At 58.0% G+C, this 12,044-nt stretch carries 9 protein-coding genes and 2 pseudogenes; 1 reads left to right on the top strand and 10 read right to left on the bottom strand.

Features of this window, described 5'->3' with window-relative positions:
* Window positions 1–26 precede the first annotated feature (26 nt).
* Window positions 27–293: a hypothetical protein gene (locus tag ACYHH6_RS09525; protein WP_352522234.1), complete on the bottom strand. Its 267-nt coding sequence runs from the start codon at window positions 291–293 to the stop codon at window positions 27–29.
* 319 nt (window positions 294–612) lie between these two features.
* On the opposite strand from ACYHH6_RS09525, the gene ACYHH6_RS09520 reads away from it, so the two are divergent.
* Window positions 613–1,428: a maleate cis-trans isomerase family protein gene (locus ACYHH6_RS09520; protein WP_352522235.1), complete on the top strand. Its 816-nt coding sequence runs from the start codon at window positions 613–615 to the stop codon at window positions 1,426–1,428.
* A gap of 587 nt (window positions 1,429–2,015) precedes the next feature.
* Here ACYHH6_RS09520 and ACYHH6_RS09515 read toward each other — a convergent pair.
* The 9 genes and pseudogenes from ACYHH6_RS09515 to ACYHH6_RS09475 all read right to left on the bottom strand — a co-directional run bounded on the left by ACYHH6_RS09515 (window position 2,016) and on the right by ACYHH6_RS09475 (window position 11,934).
* Complete coding sequence (locus ACYHH6_RS09515; RefSeq protein WP_352522236.1) at window positions 2,016–2,834, bottom strand: maleate cis-trans isomerase family protein; 819 nt, start codon at window positions 2,832–2,834, stop codon at window positions 2,016–2,018.
* A 393-nt stretch (window positions 2,835–3,227) separates the two neighbouring features.
* Window positions 3,228–5,945, bottom strand: coding sequence for a lyase family protein (locus tag ACYHH6_RS09510; RefSeq protein WP_352522237.1), 2,718 nt, complete (start codon window positions 5,943–5,945; stop codon window positions 3,228–3,230).
* Window positions 5,914–6,981, bottom strand: a complete 1,068-nt coding sequence (locus ACYHH6_RS09505) for a cysteine synthase family protein (protein WP_352522238.1) — start codon at window positions 6,979–6,981, stop codon at window positions 5,914–5,916. The genes ACYHH6_RS09510 and ACYHH6_RS09505 overlap by 32 nt, the downstream gene beginning before the upstream one ends.
* Window positions 6,982–6,994: 13 nt before the next feature.
* Entirely contained in the window at window positions 6,995–8,047 is a 1,053-nt protein-coding gene (locus tag ACYHH6_RS09500; protein ID WP_352593265.1) for a GHMP family kinase ATP-binding protein, read from the bottom strand.
* Between the two features lie 857 nt (window positions 8,048–8,904).
* Window positions 8,905–9,777 (bottom strand): annotated as a pseudogene (istB, locus tag ACYHH6_RS09495) (IS21-like element helper ATPase IstB).
* Window positions 9,774–10,965 (bottom strand): annotated as a pseudogene (istA, locus tag ACYHH6_RS09490) (IS21 family transposase). Before istA ends, istB begins: the two co-directional pseudogenes overlap by 4 nt.
* Before the next feature lie 104 nt (window positions 10,966–11,069).
* Window positions 11,070–11,435: a DDE-type integrase/transposase/recombinase gene (locus tag ACYHH6_RS09485; RefSeq protein ID WP_352593268.1), complete on the bottom strand. Its 366-nt coding sequence runs from the start codon at window positions 11,433–11,435 to the stop codon at window positions 11,070–11,072.
* Complete coding sequence (locus ACYHH6_RS09480) at window positions 11,432–11,584, bottom strand: hypothetical protein (protein ID WP_352593271.1); 153 nt, start codon at window positions 11,582–11,584, stop codon at window positions 11,432–11,434. The genes ACYHH6_RS09485 and ACYHH6_RS09480 overlap by 4 nt, the downstream gene beginning before the upstream one ends.
* A complete protein-coding gene (locus ACYHH6_RS09475; protein ID WP_352593274.1) occupies window positions 11,584–11,934 on the bottom strand; it encodes a transposase in 351 nt (116 codons plus the stop codon). Before ACYHH6_RS09475 ends, ACYHH6_RS09480 begins: the two co-directional genes overlap by 1 nt.
* Between the last annotated feature and the right edge of the window lie 110 nt (window positions 11,935–12,044).

The following is a 12,044-nucleotide window of genomic DNA, read 5'->3' as shown; positions in this document are numbered from 1 at the left end:
TCTCGAACCTGGCGATGTCTTGCTCTTCATTGGTGACGCGGCCCGCCTTGGCGATCGGGTTGACTTGGGCAATCAAGGCCGAAAAACGGCACCAATATCAACGCCGATGAAATCGTCCTCTGCCAGCGCGGATCGGTCGGCGGTAGACTGTAAGTCATATCCTTGCGTCCGAACCGCACTGTAAGCCGGGGAACCGATTCAGCGCCGCGCTCAATGAGGTTCAGCGTAAGCGCCTTGGCGAACTGCCTCTCCGTCATTCCCAGGATCAGACAGCCAATGGTGAAATGCGTCATGCGCGATCTCAAGCGCAAGTCGTTCTGGGCGATCTCTGCCGGCGTTTTGATCATCGATAGGCCAAATGAAATCTGCACTCTGTAGGCTGCGCAGCAGGAAACCGGCTCTCAAGCTTGTCTATCAGGCTGAAGGAGCCGATGCCGAACACTCGAACCCGTACGCATTCCACGAACGTCGGTCGGCTCTAGAACGTCGACCACCTGCTCAATCGGCGACTGCATAGTAAGGCCGACCGGACATCTGGCGACTTGCCGCCGTTTGACGAAACGAGTATACCTATTATACGTTGCGGGCAAGCGAATTCCCCAGGTGACTTGTATGGCACAGCTCAAGACCTTCCCGACCAAACGCAGATGGACAGATCTAGATTTTGAGCTGGACGCGGGCTTTGGTTCGCGTGCTCATATCGGAATGGTGGTCATTTCAAATGATCAGACATTGTCCCGCGAGGCGCGCGCCATGCTCGATCTGCCCGGCGTCGCCCTCTATGAAAGCCGTGTGCTAGCGGCCCGGCAGAAAAATAAGGCGGTCACTATGGAGGTTCTTCGCAAACAAGCCGATGATATCGATCTAGCAGTGCGACAGATCAACAACCTGCGGCCTTCCGACGTGGTTGCCCTCGGATGCACCTCTGCCGCAATGATCATCGGCCCCGACGAGCTGCGCCGCCACATCCAGAACGTTCATCCAAACGCATTGGTGACTGACCCATTCACCGGCATTGTGGCCGCTCTTCGCGCACTTGGCTCGCAACGCATCGCATATGTCTCGCCCTACCCGCGTGATATCGCCGAGAGGATGATCACGGGCATTGAAGCAACCGGTGGTGAGGTCGTGGTGGCAGGAGCCTTTCACAACGCCAACGGCAATATCGGAGACGAAGCTCCTTTCATCTCACCCGCAAGTATCGAACTTGCGGCTACGCGCGTGATCAACGGAGCGGACGTCGACACCCTGGTAATCGCCTGTACGCAAATGCGCGCCGCCTCGGTGATCGACAGTATCGAGAAACAGACGGCCAAGCACCTCATCACGTCTAATCAGGCGCTGTGCTGGCACGCCCTGCGTCTTGCGGGATGCAGCGATGCCGTGCCCGGCTGGGGACAGCTGTTCCAAACCGGCCTCGCGCCATAGGTTGGCTGAACAATGCGGGGTCTATCGGCAATATATTCAAGATGGCCACTTTGCGAACCCAGCGTTTTGCCAAGCGTTCTTGCCGCCAGGGATCGGCGTGCGTCCTGCAGCTTCTGCCGGAAAGCTAATGCCAATCAGGCACGGCGGCAAGGATGCAAGAATATGGGCAAGGGACACTCAGCACTCAGCGAGGGTCTTGGTCCCAGGTCTTGAAAGTTTGCGACGAGGGAATGTCGACGCGGCAGGCGACGGCGCGGTCCGGGGGTCGGAGTATCGAGTGCGATTCGCTGCTTCGCGCGCGCAGATCGGCGAGCGAACGCCTCGACCGCAGGGTTGGCGGCTGGGTTTAAAACTGTTCGTGCGTCGGGCTGGTCGCGCCCCTACTCTGGGTAGCGACCACACACGTTGGGCAGAAAAGTCTCATTCTCCCCCGGTCGAGCAGTCAAAGTACCGCAGCTAATGAAGAGCGTTCATTCACAGACAAATAGGAACTGCAACTCGTGCAAATCTGGTCCGGCTTCGAGCATTGATGACTGCCGGACGCCATTTTTCTCATGGAAGAACACAGCCTTCGGTTGTACTCACTCTCAATTCTCCAGCGGTGAACGGAATGCTCCATTGCCTGTCTGCGCGCATGATCTAAGGAACGAGCCCGCATCTAAGATGCTGGGTGTCAGCCCGGCGAGCACGAGTGCATGCCAAACGGTGACTTGATTGGCGGTGATGACCGGCCGTCCCGAAATCTTCTCAAAAGCTTCCACGCGTTTCAAGGAGCTGATTGCAGTACAGGGAATTAGAATTGGATCCGTGGAAAATGGCCTTGACGACACAAACTTCGCCAGTTCAGCTTCGCAGTCTATTTCAAAAAAACCTCCGCTCGTGGGAGCCTCCATGTGCCACACGCGTCCAACGCCGATATCGACCTCAGAGAGGAATGAGACCATCATTTTCGCAATTTCAGGTGAATAGGGCAACACGACATCAACCCTCTTTGCTCTGAGAGCGTCGAGCGCTGCCAAAAACGCCATTGACGTATTGGTAGCCGGCGCCGCGGCACTTTCTGAGAGCAGTTGTATCTGTCGGCGTGCATACTGCACTCCTCTAAAGAAACTAGCAGATGTGCAAGCCCACACGACTGAATCGCACCCCTTCTTCCTCGCCTCGAATGCAGCCGCCGACAGTACGTCTTCATTCGCCAGCCGCTCGCAATAGTCAAAGCCACCAGTTGCCGCTTCATGCTCGTCGGGCGTGTGAAATGAGATATAATCCACACCCGCCAACTTTTGCTCAGCCAGCCAATTAGAGATAAACCTGTCATCAATTATCTCAAACGGGATTTTTTTATTTCTGGCGATCGGCACAATCGTGCCGATCATTTTTGTTTTCTTGCGAGCGCGTGGCGCCATTATCTTACTTCCTATTTTTGCTTCAGCCGCTCACAAAGAGAGGGATTTTAGCGTCGTGAGCGAAACAGTAGCTTGGTTAGACTCATTTTCCCGCCTTAGTCGAGGAGTCCCCATGAAACTTGATACATTGTCCTCAAACTGTTGTTGGTGCAGGCTGGCTGCATATTGTTGATCAAGTATCCCGATTTGCGACTATTGGAGGGAGCAAACCCGGGGAACCCGGCTCGATACGACTTGTTCCGCTCGACAATCAGATCCGGGTTAAAGCTCATCCGCGTCGCGGCGTGCCGACGCGAACTTTCGCGTGATGCGTTGCGGCAACGAAGGAACCGATAGCCTTGAACGGGATGGCGTCGCCTTCGTTGGAATGGAGGTCATCATATATGTACTTCGTCAGGTGGCTTGATGCTTGTCAATGAGTTCTTTAATCCTCTGTTTGCGGTGCATCTCGGCGCGCGCCCAGTGTTCCCGTATGCCCGTGCATTTCAGCTGCGCGTCCCGAAAGAGCATCTTTGCCATAGAAAGCTGGGCATCGGTCGATGCTTTGCCGGGCCCGCCACCGAAGCGCAGAGCATCTCTGCACTCCTCAAGGCTTGCCGGCAATACATCACCCAGCTCGCTGGCCAGCTCGCTCCGGCGCTTGTCGGCGCAGCTCACCTGCGAGAGGCGCGTCGCGATCTCGCCAATTTGTGTGTGGGCGTTCCTGAAAGGAATGCCTCGCGACGCCATTCGTTCGGCGGCAACGGTCGTCATGGCCAAGCCGTCTTCCAGATGTTCCCGCATCGATGTCGCGTTGAACGACATGAACTTAACGATGATCGATGTAAGCGTTATGGCCCGAGTAAGTGCGTCTACCGCAAGCCGCAGGGGAGAGCAGCCGTAGTTGCTCGATTCGATCGAGTTGCTGAACGGCGATTTGCAGGTTGCCGTGGCCGCAGACACATATGCGCCTATCACGGTGCTTGCCGCGCCCTTGATGTGTTCTAGAAGATATGGGTTCTTCTTTTGTGGCAGCATGGAAGAGCCCCCCGCAAGATTGCGAGGAACTTCGATGAGCGCGAACTCGCGCGTCGTCCAAACCTGCAGATCCTGGGCCACACGACTGAGCAAAATCGAGACACCGGTAAAGAGTGAAAGCCCATGTAGATGGAAGTCTCGGCTTGCGACTGCGTCAAGGGAGTTTAACGACGGCTGTTCAAATCCCAGGAGGCTCGCAGTTTTCGAGGGGTCTATCGGCATGCTGGTCCCGCCGCCGGCACCGGCCCCCATGGGACAACTCCTGACGTCTTCCAGCAGGGAATGAAGCCGCTGGCGCTCGCGTCCGAGGGCGAAGAAAACGCCGAGCAGGTAGTGTCCCGGCGACCCTGGAAGCGCGATTTGGTACTGACTGTAAAGTGGGGCTAGAAGGCTCGATGCCTGTTCCGCTCGTTCAAGAAGGGCATCTTGCGCAATTCCTATCTCTAGCGAGGTCGAGCACACGGCTTCGCGGAGAGCCAGAAGAGAAATCGTCGCGTTCAAGTCGTTGCGGGACCTTGCCAGGTGGAGCCAACCGGCCCTTTCCGGACCTGCTCTTGCGGCAAGCTCGGCCTCATAAGCCAAATAAATGCCACGCGGAGCATCACGACCGTTCAAAGATCGGAAGCCTTCGCCCTGGAGGTCCGAAATGTGCGTGAGCAGGTCTGCAGCTGTAGCTTGGCTGACTAAGGCTTGGTCGGCGAGCATCACCAGATGTGCTTCGTCTATAGCAGCTTGGAATTGCAGGAGGCGACCGTCCCGCGGGATGTCGATGGGCGGAGCGAGCAGCTTCATCGCTTCGGGATGCAAGGACCACCCGTCTTCCCCCGGCTCGGCAACGCGCTTGCTTTCCGACCTACCAGGCGTCGCCTCGATTTCAATGGAAATCGAATCGATCGTCCGTTCAGCTGCTTCGACAGCGGCGTCGAGTTCATCAGCGACGCCAACTGCATAGGCCACGCGATCCCTGAAGTCGCCCATGATCTGTATTTGCTGGCCCTCAAATTTCAGAAGACCCGCTTCGGGCACGGCTGGCTCAGGATTCCGAGAAAAGGCCAGGCTTTTGAGCTTCCCGGACTTGTCAGCAAGTCGGAAACGGATCGCTCCCGCCCGCTTGCTCGAATGTGGAGGTGCGAATTCTTCACCCGCATAGAGCTTGATCACCATGTCGAGGATCGACGTGCCCAAGACGTGCGAGAGCATGACCGGGATCATCCCGCCGGCCATCCGGGGATTGACCTCAATGACGACTGGGCCGGATTCCGCCATGACGAATTCCACATGAGCCGGCCCGAACTCCAGACCCAAAGCCGATACTGCGCCTGCTGCGAAGGAAGCCAGTTCCTCTAGCGATGGCTCCGGAAGCGGGGCTGGGAAGTCGTGTCCAACCTCGACGAAGCAGGGACGCGGCCCCTTGTGCTTGGCGATAATTCCGAGGCAATGCGGCACACCGTTGGATGCAATGATCTCAGCAGAGTATTCCTTACCCCGAATGTATTCCTGGACCAGAATCTCGGGACTGCGCAAGTCGACTTGGTCGAGCAGCGCGTCCTTTGCATCCTCAAAAGCCTTGACGGCCGCTGCGGCGTCTTCGCAAAGCCGTACTCCGCTACTGCCACTCCCAGAGACCGGCTTCACGACCACCGGGAAAATAGATTGGGCAAGAACTCTCTTTAGCTCTTCGACGGAAGCGACCAGCCGAGTCTCAGGCACCGAGACCGATTGTCGCTGCAATTGGCCCACCTGCATCCATTTGTTCCGGCACGTCGCGATGGCTTCCGGACTGGCCGCTGGTAGCCCGATCCCCTTCGCGGCCCTTGACGCTGCTTCGACAAAATAATCCGACGACGAATATATTCCCGCCAGCCTTGGTAACTTGGCGGCGGTCACTATGAGTTCATCCGGATTACGCGTTTCAGCTTCGATCACTTGAGCGACGGACGCCCTAAGAAACGGATAGCGGGCAGGATTACGGGTAACGAGGTAAGGCTCAAAGCCTAGGACTCGGGCCCGCTTCAGCAGTACCTCGCCAGTACCTGTCGTGTTGCTTTCCACGAAAAGAAAACTACCGCGGTTCATCAAAGTCCTCCAACGCATTTAGGACTGCTTCCCGGCTTTTCCGCTTCCAACGATATCGGTTCCACGGCGGAAGAGCAGTCGAGGGATGCTCTTCGCTAACCGGAGCGTCCAGAAGGACACCTTCATGTAGACATCCGTTTTGCTTGAGCCAATCGTGGTCGTAAACAGCTTCGACGTAGCGGTGGCCTTCATCAGGACCTATGACGACTACGGTCTCTCTTGGATACTGACGAGCGCGCCAACGCCCAACGATGTAGCTCGCTCCGGAGGTTGGACCAGCGAAAATGGCGTGCCACTCGTGGAGGGCACGCGTTGCAGCAAACGCAAGCGGAGCCGATGTGAAATGCACTTCGTCATACAGTTCGTGCTTCACGTTCTTCGGGACAAGACTGTTCCCCAGTCCCCGCAGTTTCCGCTCGCCGTCCGGTTGACCAAAAATGACGCTATTGAAAGTGTCCACTCCAATCAGGCGGGCACTAGGGGACTTTTGGCGGAGGCGCTCTGTTGTTCCGCAGGTAGAGCCGCCTGATCCAACCGAGCCCACCAATGTGACGTCGGGACCAAGAATCTCCGAGATCTGGTCGGCGAAACACTTATAGGCTGCAGGGTTGTCGGGTGTTTCATATTGTCGGGGCCAGAAACAGGATTGGTCCAATTGTCTCATTCTAGCGTGCAACGCGTCCAGGCGGCTTCTTTGATAGCCGCCCTGCTTCGCGCTTTCAGTTACTACGAAAACTTTCGCACCTAGTGACCTCAACCTGTTTTCCAGTCCCTTATCCATCACTGGGTCTGTGAAAATTTCGAGAGGGAACCCAAATTCCCGGCAGACTACAGCCAATCCCAGCGCGAAGGTTCCGCTCGACGTCTCCAAAACTTTCATGTTACGCGTCAAAGTCCCTCGAGCCAAGGCTTTCTCGATGATGTACTTCGCCGGGAGAAGCTTCATGAATGCAAACTGTGCGAGAAAAAGATTTGTCCCGCATCTAATAATGCGCGGCAGCGCATACGCAGCGGAATAGCCGGAGAATGGCAGGTGTTCGTGAACGGTGTTCATATGACTATGAGTATCAGTTCATGGAAACATAGATTTTTGGTGAGTTGTCGAATGGCGATACATGGTCGACCACCGACCGAAGCTTCGGTAGGAAGTCAGGCGCCCTTCGATCAAGCAGAATTCCAGTCATCGTGCCGCTGTGCGCGATTATGATTCCGAGCGCGCCCGTCTCCTGGGATGCTTTCAACGTCGCGTTCAGATGTCCCTTCGGCGCCCGCTCCTGATGCAGGAGTGCACTGGCTGTAGTTATTTTGCCTATAGTGACCGTGTCGCCCTGCGGAATTGCTACTCGCGCGCGGTCGAGCAGTCTCTGATATTGTGCTCTGTCATTGGCCGAGATTTCACCTCGTTGCTGATCATAGTCAACGGTTTCGACCGTCCCTCCTTCATCGATACCGACAATAGCAAGGGGCGGCATTTGCCCGAGGAAAGAGAGCAGCCTACAGGATCGCTGTTGATATGCGACTACGCCGGGGTACATCACCCCGTCGGACGGCTCGATCCCCGCCATGAGATTCTCGATTAACGATGTCTGGACCCTACGATTGAAGCAGCACGCAATTGACCGTGCAGTCGCAACAAGATCCGCAGACGAACTAGCCAGCCCTTTGCCTTCGGGGAGTTCAGATTGCAAAAGGAGGGTTCCTCCTGAGACGCCGAGCGCATTAACGAGGTTCTCAGCCAGTCGTTTTGCTTTGACTTTATGTGGCGGATAAACGGTTACGTATCGGTCGCCTGCGGTCGGCATGAAGTGGGCCCGAGAAAAGAGCGCGATGGGCATCGTGATCAGGAAATGGGAGTCGCGAGAATGGGAATTGATTGGCAACTGGCCTTGTAGTAACTCGCCGAAGGTGCCGCAACAAAGAGCTTTACCGTCGCCAGAATGATTCCCAGGCTGCTGCCCACCCTCGGCGATAGCCTCAGCCTCAGCTTCGCCATCGAACGTCTGGTGCTGCATGTATGGCTTCCAGACTTCATCGGCGGCTGCTTTGACAATTTCTGCAGTCGTGATGCTCGACCTGCTTCCTACAGGGCCGATGGAATGGGTGCGATTCTGGATTGACATATCACTTCCCGTCAGGCTCTTTCACATGTGATTTGCTGTTGGGGAGGAGACCCATCCGCTCGCGATGGTGGTGGTGATAGAGTCCGCGCTCGCACCCTCCAGACGTGGGGAACCAAAGCCGCTGCTGGGTGAATGACAGCGGCAGCCGCGACGGATGCGTCAAAGCGTCAATTGGCGCGACGCACAGCGCGGCGTCTGTCGTATGGATGTGGATTGTTCGAGTAAGTTTCATGCAGACCTTCCTCGGCTGGGGACTGCGAGACCGCTATGGTCGTAACAGTTGCTTCGCCGTGTTCCATGCAAACGGCGTGCCACGAGAGGTTGTGCGAGCAAGAGGCGCGAAACCATGTGTTTCGCGCCGTTACGGCGGAATACTTGCGCTCAGTGTGTCGGGTTCCGAACATGGACGTCTTCAACGGAACAGTGTCAATCGGCGCCGAACTTTGATCCCACGTTGGAGTGCGCCCCTGAGGGTGGACAGATTCAGGCTGCTGATTTGCCAGTCTGCCGGATGTGTTGATCCTCGAACTGCTGCGGGCTCAGATATCCGAGCTTCGAATGGAGCCTGCGTTTATTGTAGACCTCCTCGATAAGCGGGGAAGGTGCTCGGCGATGTCGTCGAAGGTCTCGAAAGCCATCGGGTAGACTGCCTCGAGCTTCAGCGTTTTCATGAAGCTCTCCGCCTTTGCGTTGTCGTATGGGTTCCCTCTGCGGCCCATCGAGCCGATCAGGCAGCGCATCCCGTAGACCTGTGCTGCGTATTGAGAGCCTCGATCGGAAAGATGAACGCAGCCTGGTGTCAATGCCGCTCGAATTTTCCCCAAAAGTGCCGAAGTAAAATTCCCCAGTTTCGCCGCTCAGGCTGTTGCGGAAGGGTGTCCATTTTTCGGCGGCCGGCCGCGCGGTCGTGATGGTGCGTTGAGCGTCGGCGGCGTGATGGAGGCTTTTGATCGCAGGTGTCGGGCATGAGCTCGGCGTGTTGTCGGAGCCGATAGCTCGATCCTTCGATCTGGACGACGACCGCATATGATGAAGCAGGCGATCGAGAAGTGCGGTTGCGATGACAGGATCGCCGAAGACCTCGCCCCATTCGGCGAAGCCGCGGTTTGAGGTGAGAATCATGGCGCCCTTCTCATAGCGGGCGTTGACGAGTTGGAAGAACAGATTGCCGCCACCGTGGATGACGGGCAAGTAGCCGATCTCGTCGACAACGAGCAGAGCAGGCCGGCAGAAGAAGCGGATGCGTTCCTGCAGGCGGCCTTCGCGTTCGGCCCTTGCCAGTGCGGCGATGAGTTCGGCGAGCGTGCAGAAATAGACGCTCTTTCCAGCCTTCACAGCCTCGACGGCAAGTGCGATGGCCAGAAGGCTCTTGCCTGTGCCGGGTGGGCCGAGGAAGTGGACGACCTCGCAGCGGGCGACGAAGCCGAGTTGGGCGAGCGTGAAGATTCGATCTCGGTCGAGCGAGGGCTGGAAGAGAAGTCGAAGCCGGCGAGCGTCTTGGTCGTGGCCAGACGCCCCATGCGCAGTGCCGTCTTGATCCGGCTGTTCTCGCGGAGGGTCAACTCTTCCGAAAGGAGGATGTCCATGGCTTCGAGGACGGCGATCTCGCCTTGCTCGAGCCGGCGCACGATATGATCGAGCGCTTCGAGCGCTCGTGGCATCTTCAGGCCGACGAGATCGTGGCGGATCCGGTCGATTGTGGATGGCGTGGTATCGAGCGCATTCGTCATGGACGCTGCTCCTTCGCCATCACCCGGGCGACGGCATCGTAGAAGGCCAACGGGCGCTGAGCGACCCTGTCGCCTGAGCCATGAAGGATGACCTCGTCGTTCCTCAGTATTTGTCGGCGCTTGTGGACGTGGATGTTGCGATGCCCGGGCTCGACATGACGCTGGTGCCGACCTTCTAGAATGGGATGGATGGCAATCAGTGCGCCGTCCTCGAAGATGCGTACCTCTTCGGCCAGAGTGTGCACCTCGACGACACGGCGCCTGGTGGCGTCGGGCACGCTATAGAAATTGCCGCCAACGCTAACCATGCCCTCCCGGCTGATGCGTCGCTCGAGCTTCAGGACCGATCGGAACGGAGCCAACGACAGCGGCCGGAGCGCTGCCCGCTCCTCGGCAAAAGCTTCGTTGACGACACGCCGTGTGGTTGCGTGAACTCTCGGGTTTGCGACCGTGTCCAGCCAGTGACGCAACTGCGCATTCAAGTCTTCGAGGTTGCGAAAGGACCGGGCCAGGAAGAAGTCCTCGCGAATGTAGCGGAACGGTCGCTCGACCTTGCCTTTTGTTTTGGCGCGGTAACTGGCGGGCAAGATCGACGAGGGCACGGTTGTAGACGATGCCGCCGGTATCGCCTTCGCCGATCACAGCCGTCTTCATACGGTCGTAAAGCACTTCGCGAGGAGCGCCGCCCAGCGCCTCGAAAGCCCCAGCATGGCAGCGCAAGACAGTCGGCAGATCCTGGTGGACGACGAAGCGTGCCCAGATAAGGCGACTGAAGCCAAGCACCATGGAGAATAGCCAGACGATTCTCGGCGTGGTCTGCGCCTGCTCGCCGGGCGGGGTCTCGAAGCGAACCTCGTATCCACGCTCCGCCGCGGCAGGACGGACGTCGCGCAGGAAGTCGGTAACGGCCGTGTAGCCGCCGCCATAGCCGAGGTTCTTCAGTTCGCGGAAAAGCCGGCTGCCGGTGAGCCCGGGATATCGCGTGACCCGTTCGCGAAGATAGGCCGTGAAGGGATCGATTACCGCCTGACGCGGCTTGCGTGGTCCGTAGGCCGGAGCCTCGAGCCCGCGCGCTATGTATTTGCGCACCGTCTTGCGGTCGATCCCGCTCTCCCTGGCGATCGCCGACACCGACAGGCCCTGCCGATGCAAATCCAGTATCATCATCATCTCCCCGATCTTGATCACCGAAATCCCTCTCCCGACCATCAGGAGAAGCATCAACGATTACGCGCCGCCGGTCTCCCGGAGCGCGCTCCGGAAGACCGGCGGCAGCGCTATACTGGGAAGATTCAAACGGCACTTCTGGGGAGTATTGAGCCGGCATCGAGACCTGGAGGCGGACTTCTCCGTTCGATAGCCGCTTTCAAGGCTGCTATCGTCAGGCGGGCATCGATGGACCGGCCGATGGCGTAGCCGACGATCAGGCGCGACCACGCGTCCAGAATGACCGCGATATAAATGAAGCGACTGGGCAGGGCGACATAGGTGATGTCGGAGACCCAGAGCTGGTTTGGGGCGATCGGATCGATACCCATGGCCAAGTTCGGGAAGATCGGACCCTCATGATTGCTGTCGGTCGTGGCAATGAAGCGCCGCCTGACCCTTGGCTGCAGATCGTGCTGCCGCATCAGGCGTCGGAGCTTTTTGTGGTTCACCACATGCCCCGCTGTCGCAGGGCGGCGCCGACGCGGCGGTAGCCATAGGATGCGAACTCGTCGCAGATCGCGAACATGGCTTCGACGATCGCGGTGTTGACCGCTGCCATTTCCGGGCGGTTGTAGTAGGTCGATCGAGCGATGCGCATCAGCCGGCATCCTTCAGCGACGGAGATGCCCGGGGGCCGGTGATGACGGACGTAGTCCCGCTTCTCGGCCGCGGTGCGTTTCTCAGAGCCCCATTTAGAAACTCCAGTTCCAGAGCCTGCTTGCCGACGAGGCGTTCCAGCGCTGCGATCCGGGCTTCGTATTCCTGAAGCAGGTCGGCGGCGTGCGCCTCGTCGTCGAATGCGCCTTCCTCGTATTTGCGGACCCAGATGCGGATCAGGTTGCGCGAGACGCCGTGACGTTTCGCCAGACCGTGCAAGGTCTCGCCGGAGACGAACTCCTGCGCGACCTGGCGTTCGAACTCGATGCTATGACTGCGATGCTTTGCCATGGGTTCTCTTTCCGAAAACCCGGAAGGCCGGTCAATTCGCCAATCCCGATCTGTCCACCCTCAGGGGCGCACTCCACATTGGGGGTAAAAATTGGGGTCTGACTCACATT

The sequence above is a fragment of the Mesorhizobium sp. P171375 genome (assembly GCF_057786075.1).
Note: the sequence above shows the minus strand (reverse complement) of the source record. Positions and strands in the feature narration are given on the sequence as shown.